The 20,810-nt window shown below is 70.9% G+C and carries 24 protein-coding genes; 12 read left to right on the forward strand and 12 right to left on the reverse strand.

What is annotated here, in order from left to right:
• Positions 1–2 precede the first annotated feature (2 nt).
• Positions 3–1,277 carry a cytochrome P450 gene (locus tag KZ829_RS14685; protein ID WP_308285488.1) on the reverse strand — a complete coding sequence of 425 codons (1,275 nt, stop codon included), beginning with the start codon at positions 1,275–1,277 and terminating at the stop codon, positions 3–5.
• 222 nt (positions 1,278–1,499) lie between these two features.
• Between KZ829_RS14685 and KZ829_RS14690 the strand changes: the two genes are divergently transcribed.
• Positions 1,500–2,258 (forward strand): ZIP family metal transporter, encoded by a 759-nt coding sequence (locus KZ829_RS14690; RefSeq protein ID WP_246635644.1) that lies wholly within the window; start codon positions 1,500–1,502, stop codon positions 2,256–2,258.
• A 610-nt stretch (positions 2,259–2,868) separates the two neighbouring features.
• Here the strand turns inward: KZ829_RS14690 and KZ829_RS14695 are convergent.
• The 3 genes from KZ829_RS14695 to KZ829_RS14705 all read right to left on the reverse strand — a co-directional run bounded on the left by KZ829_RS14695 (position 2,869) and on the right by KZ829_RS14705 (position 4,366).
• Complete coding sequence (locus tag KZ829_RS14695; RefSeq protein WP_220144452.1) at positions 2,869–3,249, reverse strand: hypothetical protein; 381 nt, start codon at positions 3,247–3,249, stop codon at positions 2,869–2,871.
• Positions 3,246–3,968: a rod shape-determining protein gene (locus KZ829_RS14700; RefSeq protein WP_220144453.1), complete on the reverse strand. Its 723-nt coding sequence runs from the start codon at positions 3,966–3,968 to the stop codon at positions 3,246–3,248. The genes KZ829_RS14695 and KZ829_RS14700 overlap by 4 nt, the downstream gene beginning before the upstream one ends.
• A 68-nt stretch (positions 3,969–4,036) precedes the next feature.
• Entirely contained in the window at positions 4,037–4,366 is a 330-nt protein-coding gene (locus KZ829_RS14705; RefSeq protein WP_220144454.1) for a TraR/DksA family transcriptional regulator, read from the reverse strand.
• Positions 4,367–4,754: 388 nt separating this feature from the next.
• Here KZ829_RS14705 and KZ829_RS14710 point away from each other — a divergent pair, with 388 nt between their 5' ends.
• Positions 4,755–5,744, forward strand: coding sequence for a restriction endonuclease (locus KZ829_RS14710; protein WP_220144455.1), 990 nt, complete (start codon positions 4,755–4,757; stop codon positions 5,742–5,744).
• Between the two features lie 125 nt (positions 5,745–5,869).
• Positions 5,870–6,451 (forward strand): NADP-dependent oxidoreductase, encoded by a 582-nt coding sequence (locus KZ829_RS42960; protein ID WP_308285489.1) that lies wholly within the window; start codon positions 5,870–5,872, stop codon positions 6,449–6,451.
• Between the two features lie 9 nt (positions 6,452–6,460).
• On the opposite strand, the gene KZ829_RS14720 is transcribed toward KZ829_RS42960, so the two are convergent.
• Positions 6,461–7,258, reverse strand: a complete 798-nt coding sequence (locus KZ829_RS14720; protein WP_220144456.1) for an alpha/beta hydrolase — start codon at positions 7,256–7,258, stop codon at positions 6,461–6,463.
• Positions 7,259–7,484: 226 nt separating this feature from the next.
• Complete coding sequence (locus tag KZ829_RS14725) at positions 7,485–7,967, reverse strand: hypothetical protein (RefSeq protein ID WP_188123656.1); 483 nt, start codon at positions 7,965–7,967, stop codon at positions 7,485–7,487.
• A gap of 149 nt (positions 7,968–8,116) precedes the next feature.
• On the opposite strand from KZ829_RS14725, the gene KZ829_RS14730 reads away from it, so the two are divergent.
• Genes KZ829_RS14730 through KZ829_RS14745 form a run of 4 tightly spaced genes read left to right on the forward strand, consistent with a single transcriptional unit; the run spans position 8,117 to position 11,562 of the window.
• Positions 8,117–9,022, forward strand: coding sequence for an ATP-binding cassette domain-containing protein (locus KZ829_RS14730; RefSeq protein ID WP_220144457.1), 906 nt, complete (start codon positions 8,117–8,119; stop codon positions 9,020–9,022).
• A complete protein-coding gene (locus KZ829_RS14735) occupies positions 9,019–9,726 on the forward strand; it encodes a hypothetical protein (protein WP_220144458.1) in 708 nt (235 codons plus the stop codon). The genes KZ829_RS14730 and KZ829_RS14735 overlap by 4 nt, the downstream gene beginning before the upstream one ends.
• Before the next feature lie 10 nt (positions 9,727–9,736).
• A complete protein-coding gene (locus KZ829_RS14740) occupies positions 9,737–10,915 on the forward strand; it encodes a sensor histidine kinase (protein ID WP_220144459.1) in 1,179 nt (392 codons plus the stop codon).
• Positions 10,912–11,562 (forward strand): response regulator, encoded by a 651-nt coding sequence (locus KZ829_RS14745; protein WP_220144460.1) that lies wholly within the window; start codon positions 10,912–10,914, stop codon positions 11,560–11,562. Before KZ829_RS14740 ends, KZ829_RS14745 begins: the two co-directional genes overlap by 4 nt.
• Here the strand turns inward: KZ829_RS14745 and KZ829_RS14750 are convergent.
• Together KZ829_RS14750 and chrA are read right to left on the reverse strand one after the other, a co-directional pair.
• Positions 11,538–13,577: a hypothetical protein gene (locus KZ829_RS14750; protein WP_220144461.1), complete on the reverse strand. Its 2,040-nt coding sequence runs from the start codon at positions 13,575–13,577 to the stop codon at positions 11,538–11,540. The two genes, KZ829_RS14745 and KZ829_RS14750, sit on opposite strands and share 25 nt — an antisense overlap.
• 226 nt (positions 13,578–13,803) lie before the next feature.
• Positions 13,804–15,180, reverse strand: a complete 1,377-nt coding sequence (chrA, locus tag KZ829_RS14755; RefSeq protein ID WP_220144462.1) for a chromate efflux transporter — start codon at positions 15,178–15,180, stop codon at positions 13,804–13,806.
• Positions 15,181–15,476: 296 nt separating this feature from the next.
• On the opposite strand from chrA, the gene KZ829_RS14760 reads away from it, so the two are divergent.
• Genes KZ829_RS14760 through KZ829_RS14775 form a run of 4 tightly spaced genes read left to right on the forward strand, consistent with a single transcriptional unit; the run spans position 15,477 to position 18,104 of the window.
• Positions 15,477–15,803: a PadR family transcriptional regulator gene (locus KZ829_RS14760; RefSeq protein WP_220144463.1), complete on the forward strand. Its 327-nt coding sequence runs from the start codon at positions 15,477–15,479 to the stop codon at positions 15,801–15,803.
• A complete protein-coding gene (locus KZ829_RS14765; protein WP_220144464.1) occupies positions 15,800–16,156 on the forward strand; it encodes a DUF1048 domain-containing protein in 357 nt (118 codons plus the stop codon). Before KZ829_RS14760 ends, KZ829_RS14765 begins: the two co-directional genes overlap by 4 nt.
• 1 nt (position 16,157) lies before the next feature.
• Positions 16,158–16,463, forward strand: a complete 306-nt coding sequence (locus tag KZ829_RS14770; RefSeq protein WP_220144465.1) for a DUF1048 domain-containing protein — start codon at positions 16,158–16,160, stop codon at positions 16,461–16,463.
• Between the two features lie 24 nt (positions 16,464–16,487).
• The gene (locus KZ829_RS14775; protein WP_220144466.1) at positions 16,488–18,104 is read left to right on the forward strand and encodes a sensor domain-containing diguanylate cyclase; all 1,617 of its coding nucleotides are present in this window, start codon (positions 16,488–16,490) and stop codon (positions 18,102–18,104) included.
• Positions 18,105–18,276: 172 nt separating this feature from the next.
• On the opposite strand, the gene KZ829_RS14780 is transcribed toward KZ829_RS14775, so the two are convergent.
• The 3 genes from KZ829_RS14780 to KZ829_RS14790 form a co-directional block, all read right to left on the reverse strand.
• Positions 18,277–18,426, reverse strand: coding sequence for a hypothetical protein (locus KZ829_RS14780; protein WP_220144467.1), 150 nt, complete (start codon positions 18,424–18,426; stop codon positions 18,277–18,279).
• Positions 18,427–18,617: 191 nt separating this feature from the next.
• Complete coding sequence (locus KZ829_RS14785; RefSeq protein WP_220144468.1) at positions 18,618–19,028, reverse strand: nuclear transport factor 2 family protein; 411 nt, start codon at positions 19,026–19,028, stop codon at positions 18,618–18,620.
• A 68-nt stretch (positions 19,029–19,096) separates the two neighbouring features.
• Positions 19,097–19,498 carry a hypothetical protein gene (locus tag KZ829_RS14790; protein ID WP_220144469.1) on the reverse strand — a complete coding sequence of 134 codons (402 nt, stop codon included), beginning with the start codon at positions 19,496–19,498 and terminating at the stop codon, positions 19,097–19,099.
• 368 nt (positions 19,499–19,866) lie between these two features.
• Between KZ829_RS14790 and KZ829_RS14795 the strand changes: the two genes are divergently transcribed.
• Positions 19,867–20,340: a hemerythrin domain-containing protein gene (locus KZ829_RS14795; protein ID WP_220144470.1), complete on the forward strand. Its 474-nt coding sequence runs from the start codon at positions 19,867–19,869 to the stop codon at positions 20,338–20,340.
• On the opposite strand, the gene KZ829_RS14800 is transcribed toward KZ829_RS14795, so the two are convergent.
• A complete protein-coding gene (locus KZ829_RS14800; protein WP_220144471.1) occupies positions 20,318–20,785 on the reverse strand; it encodes a GNAT family N-acetyltransferase in 468 nt (155 codons plus the stop codon). The two genes, KZ829_RS14795 and KZ829_RS14800, sit on opposite strands and share 23 nt — an antisense overlap.
• Positions 20,786–20,810 lie beyond the last annotated feature (25 nt).

Raw genomic sequence — 20,810 nt, forward strand, 5'->3', positions numbered from 1 at the left:
CCTCAGTTCCTGATCAGGGTGATCGGCTGGCCGTCCTTCGGGAACGGCAGCGCATGGTGGTCCAGCGGCGCCACATAGTGCGGGTCCACGTTCCAGTGGTACTCGCGCAGCAGCCGGTGCAGGATCGCCTTCACCTCGAGGCCGCCGAAGTGCATGCCGATGCATTTGTGGACGCCGCCGCCGAACGGCATCCAGGCGAACCGGTGCGACCGGTCCTCCCTGCGGTCCGGGCCGAACCGCTCCGGGTCGAAGACGGTGGGGTCGGTCCAGTACTCCGGCATCAGGTGGGTGAACTGGATGCCGAGCGAGCAGAACGTGTCCGCCGGGATGCGCACCCCCTGCACGACGGTGTCCTTGACGGTGTAGCGGACCAGCACCGGAACCGGCGCCCGCAGCCGCAGCGCCTCCCGCATGACCAGGTCGACCGAGACGAGCGAGTCCAGTTCGGCCCGGTCCGGGGCCGGTCCGAGCGCCAGCGCCTCGGCCCGGCAGCGTTCCTGCCAGCCGGGGTGCTGGCCGAGGTATTGCAGGATCGCGGTGGTGGTGATGGTGGACGTGTCGTGCGCCGCCATCATCAGGAAGATCATGTGGTTGATGACGTCGTCGTCGCTGAACCGGTCGCCGTCCTCGGTCTCGATGTGGCAGAGCACCGAGAAGATGTCGTCACTGACCGTGGCCCGCTTCGCCGGCAGGTAGCCGCGCAGAAACCGCTCCAGCTTCCGCCGGCCACGGTAGGCGCGCCCCCAGCGGGTCATCGGCACGTCCGCCCGGACGATACCGGCGGCGGCCTGCACGCAGGCGATGAACGCCCGGTTGATCCGGTCCATCTCGTCCCGGCCGGCGCCGCCCACCCCGCCCATGAACAGGTCGGCGGCGATGTCCAGGGTGAGCTGCTTGAGCCGCCAGTACGCCGGCACCTCCGTACCGGTCTCCCAGCCCACCAGGGCCCGTTCGACGGCCGGATGAAGGCGGCGGGTGTAGCCGTCCAGCCGCTGCGGGGTGAACGCCTCCTGCATGATCCGCCGATGACCGTGGTGGTCGTCGAAGTCGATGAGCATGAGACCGCGGCGGAAGAACGGCCCGACCAGCCGCGACCAGGCCGGCCCGTTGGCGAACGCCTTGTCCCGGTTCTGCAGCGCCTCGCCGCAGGCGTCCGGGCCGAGCAGCATCGCCGTGGTCTTCCCGAACATGTACGACGGCGCGACCGGCCCGTAGCGATCCCAGTGACGTTGGTAGAGCGCGACCGGATCCCGCTGGTACTTGAAGAGATTGCCCACCCAGGGCAGCCCTCGATCCTCGCCTCGAAGGCGCGGAAGGGGGCGCGGGTCAACCTGTTCCCGAGTCTCGGCCGCCATTGGCTCTCACCTCGAAGAGTCGCATCCTCGTATCGGCCAGCGTGATTCTCCGAGGGAGCCCCTGTCAATGTCCGCGGCGCCCTCCCGCGTGAGCGATCACCGCACCGCCACTGTTGATCATGGTTGAACTCGTACGCTCGCTGCATGGTGCCCATGTGGTTGCAGGCCGGATTCTGGGGGCTGTTCGCGGGGTCGGCGCTGCTGTTCGGCGCGGCGATCGGCTACCTGGCCAAGGTGCCCCGCCGGCTGCTGGCGTCGGTGATGGCGTTCGGCGCCGGCGTGCTGCTGTCGACCGTAGCCTTCGAGTTGATCGATGAGGCCTACGAGCAGGGCGGCATGCGGCCCACCACCATCGGCGCCGCGGCCGGCGCACTGATCTACACCGGCTGCAACATCCTGCTCGCCCGGCGCGGCGCCCGCCACCGCAAACGCTCCGGAGATCAACAACCTTCGGAGCAGGAACAGGACGGATCGGGTACGGCCATCGCGCTCGGCGCGTTGCTGGACGGCATCCCGGAGTCCATCGTCATCGGGACGAGCCTGCTCAGCGGCGGTACGGTGGGGGCGGTGACGGTCGCCGCGGTGTTCATCAGCAACGTCCCCGAGGGCCTGTCCAGCGCCGCCGGCATGCGCGCCGCAGGCCGGAGCCGCCGGTACGTGTTCGGCCTGTGGACCGGCATCGCCGTGATCAGCGGCCTGGCCGCGCTCACCGGCTACACCGTCCTCGGTGACGCCTCCGACGCCCTGATGGCGTCCATCGTCGCCCTGGCCGGCGGCGGGATCCTGGCGATGGTCGCCGACACCATGATCCCGGAGGCCTTCGAGAACGCCCACCTGCTGGTCGGCCTGATCACCGTGGCCGGCTTCCTGCTGGCCTTCGGCGTCTCCCAGCTGGAGCCCTGACGGCGACTCGGGTTCAGGACCGGCTCAGTCTCGCACCGCTCGACGACGGTGTCGGTGAGAACGCCATCTACCGCCTTCACCCGGCGGCGACCCCGCCGAAGCAGGGCCGAACAGCTGTAGAACCTCTATCTCGCCTCCGGCTCCTTCATCCGGTACGCGTGTCCTCGTCCTCGTCTCATCAGGGCCGTCCCGCCCGGTCGGCGCGCGTCTGCGGTGAAAGCACACGAAAGCCGCCACGTGAGCGGCCATCTCGGCGATAGGCCACCCAGTCGACCACGACACCGCCGCCGTGCGCGCCCACCCTCGTGAAAGCGTGACCGCCCACACCGGACGACCCGCGCACCGGCCGCGAGCGGGCACCCCCGGTGCTTGGCACGCAAAACCGCTTCCACTCAGCCAGCGCGACCGGCGCAACGGCCGAGTGCAGGCAGCCCCAGGCCGGCAACATCGCGACCACCCGCCCAGCGTGACCGAAAGGGGCGGCGAGGCGGCGGCAGACGGGGTGGCGGCGAGATAGGCCGGCCTGCCCGGGCACCGATCTACGCCCGGCGGGCGCGGCACGGGCCGCAGCGGGCAGCGAGGTCGCGCCGACCGGACGGGACGGCCCTGATCAGCGGGGACGAGGACACGCGTACCGGAAGAAGGAGCTGGAAGCGAGACGCGGACCTGGACCACGAGAGATCTCCAGCTCCGCCCAGATGACGCCGCCCGTGCCGGTGGAGCAGGCGCCACAGGTCCAGCAGGGTGTGGGCGGGCTCGGCGGTGCGCCGTCGAGGACCGTTCGGGTCACGAGTTCGATGAGCAGGTTGTTGTCGCGGCGGCTCACGATCAGCTCGCCCTCGCCGCCGGCGTGGTCGACGAGCGCGGCGATCATCGTGAGGGCCTCGTCGAGGTGCCCGCTGCCGAGCTGGCCGTCGAGGTGCGTCCGGGCCGACGCCCGCAGCCCGGCGAGGTCCGTGCCGGCGCAGAACGACAGCCAGAGGGTGGTCAAGCGAACCCGGGATGACGCAGGGCGGACATGGCGGCCCGGCCGGCGCCGTCGAGCGCGGCGGTGCGGGGGTCGGCGGCGCGGTGTACGCGCACGTCCAGGGCGGTGGCCAGCGCCTCCGGCAGGCCGGGGTGCAGGGCGCCGTCGCCGGCCAGCAGGATGCCGCGGGCGGTGGCCTCGGCCAGGGTTTCGGCGTGGTCGGTGGCGCGCAGGTTCGCGACGTGCTGGGCGACGATGTCGGTGAGGAGCCCGGTCGCGCCGTCGCGGCCCAGGTCGCGGATGCCGTAGTCGGCCCGCTGGGCGGCGGTGACCCGGCCGTGTTCGAGCAGGGCGGTCTCGGTGAGCTGGGCGCCGATGTCGACGACCAGCAGGTTTCCGGCGGTCGCGCCGGATCCGATGGCCGCGGCACGGACCGTGTCGATGAGCAGTGTCCGGCGGGGCGCGAAAGCGCCGTCGATCACGCGGCGCATCAGTTCCTGGTCGGCTTCGGTGGACAGCACCGGCCGGCAGGCCACGACGACGTCGGCGACCGGCGCCGGCCGCGGGAAGCGGTTGACGAGCTGGGTCAGCAGGGCGACGCAGCCGTCGACGTCGGTGACACGGCCACGCCGGACAAGCGCGCCGACGCCGGTGGGGGCGCTGACGACGCCACGGCCGGTGGCCCACACCGAGGCCGTGCTGCTGCCCAGGTCGACGGCGAGCGCTACCGGTGAGGTGGTCAAAGCGGATCCTTTCTCAGGGATGACGACGGCGGAGGCTGCCGCACCGGGTGGCGCGGCAGCCGGTCGGCTCAGCCGTGCTGTTTCTGCTGGCACGGCACGCAGAACCGGGCGTGCGGGAGCACTTCCAGGCGCTCGGCCGGGATCGGGGTCGAACAGCGGTCGCAGCTGCCGTAGGTACCCTCCGCGATGCGCCTCAGCGCGCTGGTGATCTGGTCGAGGCTCTGCCGGGTGGCCGCCAGCATCGCCGCCCGGTCGTGGGCCTGCGCCGGGTCGCCGGTGTCGGCGTTGATCTCGGTGAGGTCCTTGAGCCGTGCCGTCTGGACGGCGAACTCCTCACTCAGCCACGATCGTACGGTGCTGAGCCGGTCCTGGCCGGGACGTTCGATCTGGAGACTCATGGTCTCTCCTGTTCGGTGAATGAGCCGGAAAAAGAAAAAGGGCCGAAGCTGATGAGCTTCGCCCTGGCGGCGGATCGAGGATGCGGATCCGCCGGTGGGCCACGGCCGGCGGTCACCGGGCGCGGCAGCCCGTTGGTCGCCGTCGTGGCCATCGGCCGGTGGACAGCACGAACGGCCGCCACCACGGTGGCGGCGAGCGGACGCACTGTCACTGCCGGCATCCGACCACCATAGGTGGATCTTGACGGAGAAGCCAACGGGATCATCGCCGGGTCGGCGGATGCGGGTGTCCTGGCCGCCGCGATAGAACTACGCGGTGGCATTGGTAGGACTACTGTCGTTGGATCGCCGGACCGCTTCCGTGTACCCCGAGTCAGGCTGCAAGGACGTGACGGACAGTCCGGCGGTGCTGGCGGCGCTCGGTAAGGCGCAACGGGTGGACGCGCTGGCCCGGGGCCGGCACGGCCGGGACGCGGTGGTCATCGCCGTCGCCGACGGCCGGGTCCTCGTGGTCGCGGTCGGGTTCTTCTCCGACATGGGGCACGCCGCACGGCAGACCAGTCCGGTCCGGCTCGATCTACCGGTCGCGGCCGTCCGGTTCAGCGCCGTCCCGACCGTGGTGCTGGAGAGTCCCACCGAGCGTTTCGACATCTCGGACGTACGTGAGCGGGCGCTCGCCGGGCTGTCCCGGGCGTTCGCGATGGCCGAGGATCCGATCGTCGGCGAATGGCGGGCCGCCGCGAAACCGGCCGGCGACTGGCGGGCCGCCGAGGAACTGGCCGTGCGGCATCTGCGGGACCTCGGCTTCCACGACGCGCGGACCACCGCGGGCGGCGCCGACGGCGGCGTGGACGTGGTGGCTACCGGTGCGGTGGCGCAGGTCAAGCACTGGGCCCAGCCGGTCGGCCAGCCGCCGCTGCGGGACCTGTTCGGGGTGGCCCAGGCGGCCGCCGCGACCGCGTTCTTCTACAGCCGCTCCGGCTACACGCCCGCGGCCCTGGAGTGGGCGAACGCCACCGGGATCGCGCTGTTCACCTACACCCTCGACGGTCAGGTCCAGGCGTGCAACGCCGCCGGCCACGAGCGGCGCAAGCCCGGGGCGGCACTCGGGTTCTTCGCGCAGATGCGGGCGGACAGGTACCGCAAGGAGCAGGCCGGGCTGCGCGGCGAGATCGACCGGCTGACCTCCCGCATGGCGAAACGCACCCAGTCCCGGCGCGCGTCGGCCCGGCAGTCCGCCGGCACGGCCGCGGGACTGCTGCTCGCGGCGAGCCGCACCCTGGACGGCGGTGACGTGCTGCCACCGGCCGACCGGCGGCGCGAGGACACGTACAAGGTGGTCCGGGACGCTCTCACCCAGGTGAAACAGCTGCTCTGAAAAGGTTGGTGGATGCGGAAGATCAGGCAGGACGAACTCGGCGACCCGTCGGTGCTGCGCCTCGTCGAGGCGGACCGGCCGGAACCGGGCCCCACCGAGGTGCTCGTCGAGGTGCGCGCGGCCGGGTGAACCCGGTGGACTGGACCCACGAGCAGGCGGCCGGCCTGGCGCTGGGCGGCCTGACCGCCTGGCAGGTGCTGGTGGAGACGGCGAACGTCCAGCCGGGTCAGCGGGTCCTCATCCCGGGTGCGGCGGGCGGGTTCGGGCATCTGGCCGTCCAGGTGGCGAAGGCGCGCGGGGCGTACGTCATCGGCACCGCGAGCGCCCCCAAGCTGGACTTCGTCCGCGGCCTCGGCGCCGACGAGGCGATCGACTACCGGACCACCGATGTGGCCGCGGCCGTCCACGACGTGGACCTGGCGATCGCCACCGTCGATGGCCAGCTGCCGCAGCTGGCGGCGACGCTGCGGGCGGGTGGCCGGATCGTCGCCCTGAACAGCGCCGAGGCCACCGCGGTCCGCGAGCACGGCGGTGTCTTCCTGCTGGCCGAACCCGACCGGGCCGCCCTGGAGGAGCTCGCCGCACTGGCCGGGGCGGGCCGGCTGCGGGTGCACGTCGACCGGGTTTTCCCGCTGGCCGAGGCGGCCGAGGCGCACCGTGCCGGGGAGACCGTCCGGACCACCGGCAAGCTCGTCCTCCGGCCGTGACGGCCGGCCTCAGCCGATGAGGGCATCGACGGCGCCGATCAGCTGGGGGCCGTCCAGCAGGACACGGTCGTTGTGGTCGGCGCCGTCGACCACGGCCAGGTGGGTCAGGCTGGCGGCGGCCTCGGCCACGGCCCGGCTCTGGTCCGGCGGCACCACCTGGTCGGCGGTGCCGTAGACGATCGCGGTCGGGGCGGTCACCCGCGGGATCAGCGACGCCACCGGGAAACGGTCACGCAGCAGCAGGCCGACCGGCAGGACCGGGTAGTGGGCGCTCCCGGCGGCGGCCAGGTCGGTGAACGGGGAACGCAGCAGCAGCCCGGCCGGTGGATGACGGATCGCCAGCGCGGTGGCAACGGCGGCGCCGAGACTCTCTCCGTAGTAGAGGATCGGGTGATCGATCTCGGTCAGGTAGGCGTGGGCGGCGTCGGCGTCCATGGCCAGGCCGGACTCCGACGGGCTACCCGGGTTGCCGCCGTAGCCGCGGTAGTCGAGCAGCAGCACGGTCAGGCCCCGGGCGGTCAGGGCGGCGGCCAGCGGCGCCCGGCCCGCCCGATTTCCCCCGTTCCCTGGCGTTACCAGTACGGAAACGGCTCGCTTCGGCGTACCGGGAAGGGGTTGGAAAAGCCATGCGGTGAGCCGCAGCCCGTCCGCGGTGCGCAAGGTGACCTCTTGCGCGCCCGCCGCGAGCGGTGGCCGCCCACGGTCCGGGAAATAGATCAGCTTGCGCTGCGCCGCCCACACGAGAATCAGGATCAAAACCAGACAGAGGAGTACGCCCAGCGCACCGCGCATCACCATCCGGCCCATCCTGCCAGTGTGCGCCCGGTCATCCGTCACCGGCGATGATGTGAGCGCTCGGCCGCGGGCCGTCCAGTTATGATCTTGCCGCGAGTTCGACAGAACGGTCCTTCGTGAGGCGCCGGCGAACGCGGAACCGGCGCCGGAGGCTGTCTACGACCTGCTGGACGGTGCCACGGCTCGGGCATGAGGTCCGTGCCGGGGCCGCCGTCCTGCCACGGCGGCCCCGGCCGGATCAGCCCTGGGACAGGGCGTAGACCACGAACCCGATCAGGGCGGCGACGATCGTCAGGCCGAACCAGGTCATCGGGCGCTCGAGCAGCCGGGGGCCCGGGTCCATCGGCTCCCGGCTGGGGCCGTACGGGTTCGGCTGCGGCGCGTCCAGCCCGGCGACGTGCCGGCGGCGGATCAGGTTGATCAGAACGGTGATCGGCGTGATCACGAGCGACCCGTAGCCGTACCAGCCCTGCACCAGGGTCTTCGACGTCATCTGGCGGTACGTGGCCAGGCCGCAGTCCCGGCAGAACGGTCCCTCGACGCTGAGGAACCGCATCACGATGATCATTCCCTGGTGCCCACGGAAAGTGGTCTTCTTCGCCGGCACCGATCCGCACATCCGGCAGGCGACGACGGGCTGTTGCCCGAAGCCCGGCCCGGCGGGCGGGTACGACTGGACGGGATCCGGATATGGGTGAGCCGGCGGCTGCGGCTGAGACATGCGCACCTCTGTTGCTGGGAAAAAGCTGTAAGCCGCGTCAGGGTACTGTTTGATCAATATCCGCGCACCCCCGGATAGGCCGAACGACATAGGTGGCCGCAGACCGTCGGGAGATGTGTGGCGGCGCCCGCCCGGCGAGGCTGAATGCCATGATCGAACTTCAAGATCTCACCAAACGGTACGGGGACCGCACAGCCGTCGACCAGGTCACCGTGACGGTCCCGTCGGGCCGGGTCACGGCGCTGCTGGGGCCCAACGGGGCGGGCAAGTCCACGATCATGCGGCTGGTCCTCGGGCTGGACCGGCCCACCTCCGGCACGGCGCTGGTCGGCGGGCGGCGCTACCCCGAACTGCGGAACCCGCTGCGGCTGGTCGGGGCGCACCTGGACGCCCGCGCCTTCCACCCGCGGCGCAGCGGCCGGGCCGGGCTGATGGCGCTCGCCCGGTACAACGGCTTCGCCTCGGCCCGGGTGCGGGCGGTGATCGACGAGGTGGGCATCGGCGCGGTCGCCGGGAAGCCGGCCGGAACGTACTCGCTGGGCATGGCGCAGCGGCTCGGCATCGCGGGGGCGATGCTGGGCGACCCGGGCACGGTGCTGCTCGACGAGCCGGTCAACGGCCTGGACGCCGACGGGGTGCGCTGGGTCCGGGCGCTGCTGCGCCGTTGGGCCGGCGAGGGTCGTACCGTGCTGCTGTCCAGCCATCTGATCAGCGAGGTGGAGCTGATCGCGGACCGGGTCGTGGTGATCGGCCGGGGCCGGCTGCTCGCTGACGCGACACCGGCCGCGTTCACCGCGGGGCAGGAGGCGGCCGTCGACGTGGCGGCCGCCGACGAGCAGTCGTTCACGCTGCTCACGCAAGCATTGGGTGAGCACGCGGAACGCACCGGCGCGGACCGGCTGCGGGTGCGGGGGCTGGACGCGACTACGGTGGGCCGTCGCGCGCAACAGGCCGGCGCGGTGTTGCGCGAGCTGCGCACCGACGCCCCCGGCCTGGAGGAGGCGTACGTGCGCCTGGTCGAGGACGAGACCGAGTACGTGGCGGTGACCCGATGAGGAACGCGTTCACCGCCGAATGGGGCAAACTCTGGTCGCTGCGGTCGCCGTGGTTCTGTCTCACCGCCGCGGTGCTGCTCACCGCGATCCTGGCGTGGACCCTGGCCAACGACTTCGTGCACGACATCAGGATGGGCCGGCTGCCGGAGTCCGCCACTCTGCCCGTGCTGGAGCCGCTGATACAGGCCGTACAGGTCGGACAGCTCGCCGTGGTGGCGGCGGCGATGCTGATGGTCACCTCCGAGTACGGCACCGGCGCGATCCGGTCCACCCTCCTGGCCCGGCCGCGCCGGGGTGACGTGCTGCTGGCCAAGACCGCGGTGGCCGTGGTGGTCGGGTTCGGGGCCGGGCTGGTCTGTGCGGCCGCCGGCTGGCAGTCCGCCGCGCTGGCGCTGGGCTCGCACGCGGTGCCCGGCGAGCCGGTCGCCGACACGCTGCGGCTCGCCGTGGTCGTGGCGGTCGCCTGCGGATTCACCACCGCGGTCGGGTTCCTGCTGCGCAGCGGGGTGGGCACGCTGACCACGATGGTGGTCCTCCTGCTCGGGCTCCAGATGATCAGCCAGCGGATCGGCGTGTACCTGCCCGCCCAGGCCGCGGTGCGTTTCGCCGGCGGGGACGGCGTACGTCATCTGCTGGTCCTGACGGGCTGGACGGTGGCCGCCTGGTTCGCCGCGCGGCTGCTGCTGATCCGCCGCGACGCCTAGGCTGGCGGGCATGCACGGGTGGGGGCAGTGGTACGCGCTCGCCGCGGCGGCCGTGATCGTCGTCTGCCACCTGGGCGGGCGGCGCGGGCGGACCTGGCCGGTGGTCGTGCTGCTGTGCGGCGTCGAGGTGGCCGCCGCGATCGCCGTCGCGCACGGCCAGGACACCGTGTCGTGGCTGTTCGACCAGGCGGTCGTGGTGCTCGCCGTCTTCGCGGCGCTGACCGGCAGCTACCTGCGGCTGCGGCAGGAGTTCGTCGAGCAGGGCTGGGCCCGGGCCCGTGCCGCGCGGCTGCGGGAACGCGCCCGGATCGCCGCCGACCTGCACGACACGCTGGGACACGACCTCACCCTGCTGTCGTTGCAGGCGGCGGGCCTCCAGGTGACGGCGCCGGACGAACAGACCCGGGAGCAGGCCGCGGCGCTGCGGGCGGGTTCGGCGGCGGCGATCGACACCGTACGCCGGATCGTCGACCTTCTCGACGTCGAGGCGGAGGCGGATGTCGTGGCCGTGCTCGACCGGGCCCGCGCCGCGGGGATGACGGTGGAGGTCACCGGGGTCCCGCCGGCCGACCGGTTCCTGGCCAGGCTGGTGTCGGAGGCGCTGTCCAACGCCGCGCGGCACGCGCCGGGCACACCGGTCACCGTCGTGTTCAACGGCCGGCGGGTGGAGATCGTCAACCCGGTGCCACCGCAGGGGCCGCCGAGACGGGAGGGAACCGGGCTGTCCGCGCTCGCGGCCCGGGTGCGGCGCGCCGGCGGCTCGCTGGCCGCCGACCGGGTGGACGGCCGGTTCCGGCTGGTCGCCGAGGTGCCGCCGGGCATCGGCGAGGACCACGGGCGCGGCGACTACGACACCGGCCGGCTGCGGATCCGGCGGATGCTGGCCGGCACCGTCCTGATCCCCGGCGCCGCGCTGGTCGTGGTCGCGACCGGCTTCTACGCCTGGGCGGTCCGGGACGCGTCGATGGAGGAGGAGACGTTCGGCGCGTTGCGGGTCGGGATGCCACGCGCCGCGGCGGTCGCCCTTCTGCCGGCGCGCGAGGCGCCGATCCGTTTCGAGCGGGGGTACGGTCCCGGCTGCCACTACTACACCGATGGGAACTATCCGCTGGCGTACGGGAACTATGTCGTCTGTTTCGACGGTGACCGCGTGGTGCGGTTGCACGATGGCACCGGGCGTACCGAATGATCCGGATTCTGATTGCCGACGATCAACCGCTCGTCCGGGCCGGGCTGCGCACCGTGCTCGCCACCGATCCGGAGCTGGAGATCGTGGCGGAGGCCCAGGACGGCCGGTCGGCGCTGGAGGCGGTCGAGCGGTGGCGGCCCGACGTGGTGCTGCTCGACATCCGGATGCCCGGCATGGACGGTCTGGCCGCGGCCGAGTCGATCCGCGCCCGGCACCCGGCCGTCCGCGTCATGATCATCACGACGTTCGACGAGGACCGGTACATCGCCCGTGCCGTCCAGGCCGGGGTGCATGGATTCCTGCTCAAATCCGGGGATCCGTACGAGCTGATCGGCGGGGTGAAGGCCGTGATGAACGGTGGAACGGTGCTGGCACCCCCGATCGCCCACCGGATCGTCGGTCTCCTGCACGGCCGGGAACTACAGGACCGGCTGGCCGCCCGGACCGCGGTGCAGGCTCTCACCCCGAGGGAACGCGACGTGCTCGCACTGCTCGGCGCCGGCCTGTCGAACGCGGAGATCGGGCAGCGGCTGCACGTGGCCGAGGGGACCGTGAAGATCCACGTCAGCGCGCTGCTCGGCAAACTCGGGCTGGCCAACCGGGTGCAGGCGGCGGTCTACGCCTACCGGGCTGGGCTCACCGGCTGATCCGGCGGATCACGGTCCAGCCGGTCCAGGGCGGACCGGATCTCGAGGAGACGCTGTCCGAGTTCGGGTGCCCGTCTCCGTACGAGATCGTGGTCTCCTCTCATCTCCAGCCACTGCGTCCACAGGACACCCCGGCTCTGCTCCAGGACCTGGATCGCCGTCAGGGGCGCCGCGCCGAGGTGGGCGGCGGCGGACTCGGACGCGAGATGGCTCCAGCGGGCGAGCATCGCCTCACCGCCCCGGCGGCCCAGACCTCGCCACGCCGCCACCGACAGTAGTTCCACCGCCCTCCGGTACGAGTCGGCGGCCTCGGCCGGCCGTCCGGCCGCCATCAGGATCTCCCCGATCTGGGCCTCGGCGAGGAGGCGGGTGGAAGCGGGTGCGGTGCGGGTGCCGGACGCACCGGCGAAGGCGGCGATCGACGCGTCGAGGTCGGCGGGGTGCCCCGTGATGTCGTGCCGGTCATCCAGGGTGACACCGAGATTGACGAGGTAGCCCGCCCGGCCCGGAAACGATGGCGGCAGCTCCTCGACGATCTCCTCCAGCAACTCCACCGCCCTGGTGATGTCCTCGCCCGATCCCGTCGCCAGGAAACGCCGGCGCAGCGCCTCTGCCACATAGGATTTCGTGATGACGGTGTCTGTCCGCTGCGGATCAGACGCGTCCATCGCCTGGCCGGCGACCTCGACCGCACGATCCAGATCCCGGATGTCCCGAGTCGCTCCGTAGCGGGCCAGCAGGGCGATCCCGAGACTCGCGTGCTCCTGTTCACTGCGATGCGAGATCACCTTCATCGCCTCGATGGCGTCGGTCAGGATCGCGATCGACTCGTCGAGGACGGCGAGGTCGCCGGTGACCTCGAAATGGACCCTCATGATCCGGGCACGGGCCCCGAGTGCCGTGCTCCTGAGCTCGTGGTCGGCGGGTGCGCTCAAGGTCATCGCCGATTCCGACAGCCGCATGGCATCCGCCAGATCCGCCGGCTCGCTGAAACGCGCGAAGCGGTCGGCGAGGCTCGTCGCCAGCCCGACCATGATCGTGACCGTGAGGTGGGCGTCCACCGCCAGCCTCAGCGCGTGCCGGTAGTGGCCGACAGCGCTCGCCAGGTCGCCGGGCTCACCGGTCGCCTGATGGCGTTCCCGGAACGCCTCGGCGAGGCCGGTGAGGATCAGGCCGCTGTCCGCGCCCCCACCGTCGGGTTGACAGCGCAGGGCCGCCAGCCCGGCGCGAATGCCCTCATCGAGGTCGGCGATGGATCCGCTGTGCCGGTAGAGCACACGGCACACCCGGCTCAGCGCCTCGTGCATGCCCGCCTGGCTCAGATCGTCGCTGTGCCGCGCGCCCAGGCCCCAGCGCTGCCAGAGGGCCGCTTCCCGGAGATCATCGGTGCCGCCCAGCATGGCATGCCTCTGCAGCAGCAGGTCGGCGAGAGTGCTCAGCAACCGCGGGAACACGCTGGAGGCGGCATCGACCTCCAGCACGGCCGCCCGGCAATGCTGGAGCGCCGCTTGCAGGTCCGCCGCCTCGCCGGTGGCCCGGTACCTGTTGTTCAGGACGACGGCCAGGTTGTTGCCGAGGGCGGCTCGTGCCTCCGGCTCGACCTCGCCGAGGTCCAGGGCGGCGTTCAGGTGCCGGATCGCCTCATCCAGGTCATCGATGCCGGCGTTCCGCTTCAGTAACGCCATGGCGAGATTCGCCAGCGCCGGGGTCTTCATCGGCAACTGATCGAGGTGCGCGGCGACCAGTGCCCGAAGCAGCCGGATCGCCTCGTCGAGAGCATGCGGCGCCTGGAGGAACTCGATCATCTGGAGGATTCGCATGGCGTCGTCGAACATCCGCCCGGGCTCACGATCGCGCGACCCGTTCCGGCGGAAGAGCACGTGCAGCTCGGGTGGAACCTGGTCGATGTCGACCTCGGCGAGGTGATGGAACAGCCGTACCGCCTGCTGGGCATCGGTCAGCTGGTGGTCGGCGTAGAAGCAGAGCCAGTGATAGGTGGCCAGAATTCCGCACACCGGAAGCGGTAGACCGTCCGCCTCGAGTCGAGGAAACGCATCCGACAGCACCGCTGCCGCCGCCCTCGCCTCATCGGACCGCAATCCGCCGGCATCACCCTCCTCGACGTATCGTCCGATCCGTTGACGCAGAGAGTCGAAGGCGGTCTGCGCATCCATGCGGTCACTCCGTTGACGAGGTTCCGCCTGGTTTCTGACGGACAAGGCCCTGGCTCGGTGGCGCGCTCTAGATCCCGGGCAGGCCGGCGAGTCCGGCGGCCAGTCCGAGCAGGGCGCAGACGCCGAGGACCCGCAGCACCGACCATTTGAGCTTGAAGATCAGCACGCTGGCGATGATCGTGATGGCGAGCGGCACCCAGCGGATGGTGCCGACATGGGGCACCTGCATGTTCAGCGGGCCGGCGGTGATCGTACCGGTCTCGGTGAAGAGGGTGTGGACGGCGAAGTAGAGGCCGAGGTTGGCGATGACGCCGACCACCGCGGCGGTGATGCCGGTCAGCGCCGCGGACAGGGCGGTGTTGCCGCGCAGCCGTTCCACGTAGGGGGCGCCGAGCAGGATGAACAGGAAGCACGGCACGAACGTGACCCAGGTGGTGAGCAGTGACGCGATCACGCCGGCCGCCCACGGGTCGAGGCCGCCGGGGTGGTGGTAGGCGCCGAGGAACGCGACGAACTGCACCACCATGATCAGCGGACCGGGGGTGGTCTCGGCCAGGGCCAGGCCGCGGACCATGTCGCCGGCGGACAGCCAGGCGTAGTGTTCGACGGCCCGCTGGGCGACGAAGGCGAGGACCGCGTACGCGCCGCCGAAGGTGACCACGGCCGTGCCGGAGAAGAACAGTCCCTGCTGGGTGTAGACACTGCCGGCCCCGGTGAGGACGGCGACCAGCGCGACCGGGAGCAGCCACACCAGCAGGCCGACGGCCAGGATGGTCAGGCCCCGGCGGGCGGACGGCTGATCGTGGTGCAGGGCGCCGTCGGAGATCAGCGGCTCCGGGCCGTCGGAGGCACTGCCACCACCGTGACCGCCGCCGGTGACCAGGGCCGGGCGGTAGCGGTGCAACAGCCAGGCGGCAAGCGCCGCGACGGCGATGACGATCGGAAACGGCACGCCGAACACCGCCAGCGCCCCGAACGCCGCGACCGCGAACCCGATCAGCGCCGGGTTGTTCAGGGCACGGCTGCCGACCCGCCACACCGCCTGGGCGACGATCGCGACCACGGCCGGGGCCAGGCCGGCGAAGAGGGCGGTGACCACCCGGGTGTCGCCGTAGCCGGCGTAGATCGCCGACAGCGCCAGCAGGGCGATCATGCCGGGCAGCACGAACAGGGTGCCGGCGACCAGGCCGCCGCGCAGGCCGTTGAGCAGCCAGCCGACGTAGATGGCCAACTGCTGGGCTTCCGGGCCGGGCAGCAGCATGCAGTAGTTCAGCGCGTGCAGGAACCGGTGCTGGCCGATCCAGCGGCGCTCGTCGACCAGATGTCGTTGCATGACGGCGATCTGGCCGGCCGGGCCGCCGAAGGTCTGCAGGGAGATCGCGAACCAGGCGCGAACCGCCTGCCGGAACGGGACGACGTCGCGCGGTGCGCCGGTGGTGGTCATGCGGTCCGCCGGTGGTGATCGAGGGCGGCCTCGTCCGTGATCTCGGCGGTCCTCGGCACCTCGGGCATCACCACGATGTAACCAGGGTTACGCCGGCATCGGCAATCCACTCACGCGCGATATTCCGCGGCCGGCCGGTGCGCCCGAAGTGCAGCCCTTCGGCGAGCGTCAAGAAGATCTCGATGTCGCGGCTCCATTCGGCGAGTGGAGCCGGGGCGTTTGGCGCAGTCAGTATTCGGTGATACCGTATAGCGGTACCCGGTGCTACGGGGTACCGACCCGCGGAGGAACCCCCGATGGAAGACCTGACCGAGATGCTGAAAGGCACCCTCGAAGGCTGTGTCCTGGAGATCATCGCCGGCGAGGAGACGTACGGATACGCCATCACCCGGCGGCTCAACGACCTGGGCTTCACCGACGTCATCGACGGAACCGTCTACACCATCCTGCTGCGCCTGGAGCGCAACGGCCTGGTCCAGGTCACGAAACGGCGATCCGACGTCGGCCCGCCGCGCAAGTTCTACACGCTCAACGAGGCCGGCCGTCGGGAACTCGTCACATTCTGGTCCAAATGGGAGTACGTCTCCTCCCGCATCGACAGGCTCAAGGAGGCCCGCGGATGAGTTTCTGGGAAACCGTCACCGGCAGCGACCTCACCCGGGAGTGGCAGGCGTTCGACACCCGGGCACAGGCACTGCCGGCCGACCACCGGGCGGCGTGGCAGGAGATCACGAACAGTCTCGCGCCCTACGCGAACTTCTCCGGCCGCAACCTGCTGCCGATCGTCGACGCCGCCCTCGGCCTGCTCGAAGAGGCAGCCGCCGAGGGGCAGAGCGCCCACGAGGTGCTCGGCGACGACATCCCGGGTTTCTGCGCGGCGCTGGCCGGCGGCGAGGGCGCCCGGAGCCAGCGCGACCGGTGGCGCGAGCAACTGAACCGCAACGTGGCACGAAAACTGGCCAGGCTGGGAGGCTGACATGGGCATTCACGACCTCATCGAGGGCAAACGGCAGTGGCGGGCACACATGGCCCGGGTCAAGGCCCTCCCGCCGGACTACCAGATCGTCTACAAGGAGATGCAGCGCTACCTGTTCAAGATCGGGCCCGTCGACCTCACCGACGGACCGCTGCTCCCCGGCATCGTCGACTTCTTCGAGGAGGGCGCCGCGGCCGGCCAGCCGGTCCTGAAGGTCACCGGCCGGGACGTCGCCGCCTTCTGCGACGAGCTGATCAAGGACTCCCCCACGTACGCGGACCTCTTCCAGCAATCCCTCAAGAAGTAGGCCCGGCCGTCGAAGTAGAGCCGCGTGGCCGACATCCAACTGAAGCCCGACGACCGGGACGCCGTTTTCAAAGCCGTGCTGGCACAGCACCCGGACGCCTTCATCGGGGCCATCGGGGCGAACGGGCTGTTCCTCCCGCTCCCCCGAGAGGCCACCGACACCGGGCTGCGCCCGATCGAGAGCGCGTCCTCCATGCTCGGCCTCGCCGTCACCGACGACCACCGGCTGGTCATCGACGCCTGGTCCGAGGCGGTCACCGCGGGCGTGGCCAACTGCCTGGTCCACCTGATCGCCGCACCCGACCGTCTGGCCCGGATGCACTTCATCGACATGACCCACCGGTTCGGCGTCTATATCGGGATCATCAGCGGATCGGGGCTCGCCGCCGAGCTCACCCTGCAACCCGAGCTCGTCCGGCCACGCCTGGTCACGATGCACAAGAGCCCGGTCTCCGTGGTCACCGAGGTCGGCCCGGAGATCACCGACCTGCTCGGCTGGGACCCCGCCGAACTCGTCGGACAGCGCACCCTCGAACTCGTCCACCCCGACGACCAGCAACGTGCCATCGCCAGCTGGATGGACATGCTGAGCACCCCGCACGGCTCGGCCCGCCGGGTCCGGCTGCGCCATCTGCACCGCGACGGCCGCACCGTCTGGTTCGAGGTGACCAACCACAACCACCTCGCCGACCCCGACCACCCCCGCGTGGTCGCCGAGATGCTCGACATCTCCGACGAGATGGTGGCCCAGGAGGCGGTCCGCGCCGCCGAGCAGCTGATGCGCCGGCTCACCGAGACGATCCCCCTGGCCATCCTCCAGACCGCCCACGACGGCCGGATCACCTTCCTCAACGAACGCGCCGCGCAACAGGTGAAAGCCCAGGTCGGAGACATCCTCACGGATGCGCTCCTGAAACTGGCCGAGCCGGTGGACCGCCGGCGCGTCGGCGACGCCCTCGCCGGCGTCCTGACCGGCGAGGACACCGACCTCGAGTACGGGCACCGCAAACCGGGCGCGGGCATCCGCCGGATCAGGGCCAACCTGCGGTCGCTGACCGACGACTCCGGCACCGTCACCGGGGCGATCGTCTGCCTCGCCGACGTCACCGAGGAGGCGCTGCTGCGCGAACGGCTGTGGCGCCAGGCCACCTTCGACGCGCTGACCGGCTGCCACAACCGCGCCGCCACCGTGGCCGCGCTGGACGACGCACTCGACACGGCCGACGAGCACGCCGGCACCGCGGTGGTCTTCCTCGACCTCAATGCCTTCAAACCCATCAACGACCGGTACGGCCACGCCGCCGGCGACCTGCTGCTGAGTCACGTGGCCGCGAGTCTGCGCAGTGCCGTACCGGCCGGCGCCATCGTGGGCCGGATCGGCGGCGACGAGTTCGTGGCCGTCTGCCGTGACGTGGCCGGCCGCGACCACGCCGACCGGATCGGCGCCGACCTGCTCACCGCGCTCAGCGCCGCCCGGGTCCAGATCGGCGGCCACACCCTGGTGCCGCACGCCAGCCTGGGCGTCGCCTGGTCCCCGTACGGCACCGGCGACTCCGACGAACTGCTGGCCCAGGCCGACGCCGCCATGTACGCGGTGAAACGCACCCGCGGCGACTCCCCCGCCCTCAGCCACACCGGTTAGGGACCTGGCCCGGACCCCGACATTTCCAACGCATCGACGCCACCCGAATCGCCGGTATGGTTCCCGCCTTGAGCGACACCCCGCTGTCCGACGTCATGGCCGAACACATTCACAGTCAGGACCAGACGGCGTACGAACGATCGTCCCGCATCCAGGCGTAGGCCTTGATCCCTCAGTTGACGGTCGTGTAGTTCGGCACGTCGTCCTCTTCCCGTTCACCGAAGGGCGTGAAACGCATACCCTCCGGAACACTCACCCGGGATACCTGGACGCCCTTGACGCAGTGGTCACACCAGGCGTCCAGGTATCCGACCCTGCTCATCGGGTCAGCGACATAGTGGAGCCTGAGATTGCCCTTGCCACACACCGGGCAGGGCGCGGCTTCACCCTCGATCGACCGCGCAAGAGCGGACAGGAACATCCCCCGTTTGGATCCCACGCCGGCAATGATCCCAGCACCGGCGCTCGATCGCGCATGCGGCTCTTCCCGAAGACGACTGACCACGGTGCCGCTCAGCGCAACGATGGCGGCTCGGCGAAGTAGTCGCGGAGTCTGGCGATCCGGCCGTCGCGGAGGCGGAAGATCTGCACCAGGGACATCGTCGCCTGGTTCCCGTCCGGGTTGTCGAAGACGACGTCGATCTCGGCCATGAAGACGTCGGGATCGACGGTCTCGTGCAGAACGTAGGCGGACCGTTCCGCGTTCATCGTGCCCGGGTGAGCAGGAAGCCGGTGATACTCGGCGATTCCGGCGCGGATCGCGTCGCGGCCCACCAGGGGCCGGTGCAGCGGATGGCCGTCGGGAACCAGCGGCGCCTCGAACACGCCGTCCTCGGTGAACAACTCGGCGATCGCGTCCGGGTTCCGGGTGACCGCGCCGGCGTACACGTACCGTTCGAAGATCTCTTGGTGTGTCAGCTCCACTCTCCACTCTATCCCGCACCGGATGCCGGGACCGAGCCGCGTGCAGGCCCTGCCACGACACGGCCCGGCTACTTCGACAGGACCAGGTCGACGACGGCCGGCTCGCACGGACTGTCCCCGTTCATCTGCAGCCGGTAGGTACCGGGATCGACCTTGACCTGGACGAACTTCTGCTCCAGGACATCACTGACCTTGATCATGCCCGACGGCACGGAGATCGTCGTGACGCCGATCTCGTGCGCGCCCTGGTTGCCCCAGTCCTCCTCGCCGACCCAGAGCCGTACCTCGACGTCGCCGTCGCTGCCGTGCTGCACCCGAAGCACCGTGGCGGTCTCGTTGCTCATGAAGTCCACCTGCCGGCCGTCGGGCTCCGTGTCGAAGGCCTCCGAAAGCCCGGTGTCCTCCAGTGCGGAGTCGGTGATGAAGACGAGGCCCCAGTTCAGGTTCTCGCACAAACTCGCCACCAGCATGATCGGCTCAGTACCCTTCCCGGCCCGCATGGCAGCCCCGCCAGGACACGAACTCCAGGAAGTCCTCCGCCTCCGGATGGAGGCACGTCTCCTCGAAGTCATACCGGCTCACCTGTTCCGAGCAGACACCGTCCTCCGTGATGAAACCCCGGTGGTCGCCGGTTCCGACCGCTGCGATGGAAACGAATCCTGGCCTCGGACAACCCCCGGCGAACGTTTCATGATCTTAACGTTCTCGATGTAGCCCCCTGGGAAGGGCGGGGCCTGGCGACCGCCGGAGTCAACGGCCATTGGTCCCCACCGTCGCGTGGCGTTTGCCATGCTTCGGACAGGTACGGAAGCGCCCGATTCCGTGGTTGCCTGGAAGCATGTGCGAATACTGCGGCTGCCAGTCCGTCGCCGCCATCGACGAGCTAACCCGCGAACACGACCTGGTCGTGAACATGATCGGCGACGTGCGGGCGGCACACATCGCCGGCGACGTGGACCGGATGGCCGCCGTCGCCCGCCGGATCAGCGCGGTGCTCGGCCCGCACACGGAGGTCGAGGAGCACGGCCTGTTCCCGCTGCTGGCCGACGACTTCCCGGACCACGTCGCGGCCCTCGAACAGGAGCACCGCCGCATCGAGCAGGTTCTCGGCGCGGCGGCCACGGCGACGCCCCACGACGCGGCGTGGCCGCGACAGCTGATCGAGATCCTCGACCTGCTGCGCGACCACATCCTCAAGGAGCAGGACGGCGTCTTCCCCGCGGCGCTGACCACTCTCAGCGGCGAGGACTGGGATCGCGTCGACGCCGTACGCGCCCGGGTGACATCGGCTACAGGCGGCGGTAGTAGGTGACCAGCGGGAACGGCGTGCACCCGAGGCTCGCGTAGAGATCGCGCGCCGGAGCGTGGAAGTCGTCCCCACCGGTGCCGATCGTCACGACCTCGGCGCCGGCCTGCTTGAGCTGGGCGAACGCGTGCTCGCACAGTGCCGCGCCGACGCCCGCCCGGCGGCTGGCCGCCGACACCGCGACGTGGGTGATCTCGCCGTTGCGGGTGGCGGGCACGACCGTCCAGGCGACGAACCCGCCGATCCGGCCGGCGATCTCGGCGACCGCGACGTGCTTGTGCTCGTCCGGCGCGTGCAGGCGCGGGATCTGCTCGGCGTACTCCTGCCGCCAGCCGGCGTCCTGGTTGGCGAAGATCTCCTCGCCGACCGCGGGCCGGAAGGACTCCTCGTGGAACGGCCCGAACACGTCGACGGCCAGCTCCACGACGGTGGCCACATCATTTTCGGACATGGAACGGATGAACATGTGTCTGCCT

The organism is Actinoplanes hulinensis (genome assembly GCF_019429605.1).
Taxonomy (GTDB): Bacteria; Actinomycetota; Actinomycetes; order Mycobacteriales; family Micromonosporaceae; genus Actinoplanes; species Actinoplanes campanulatus.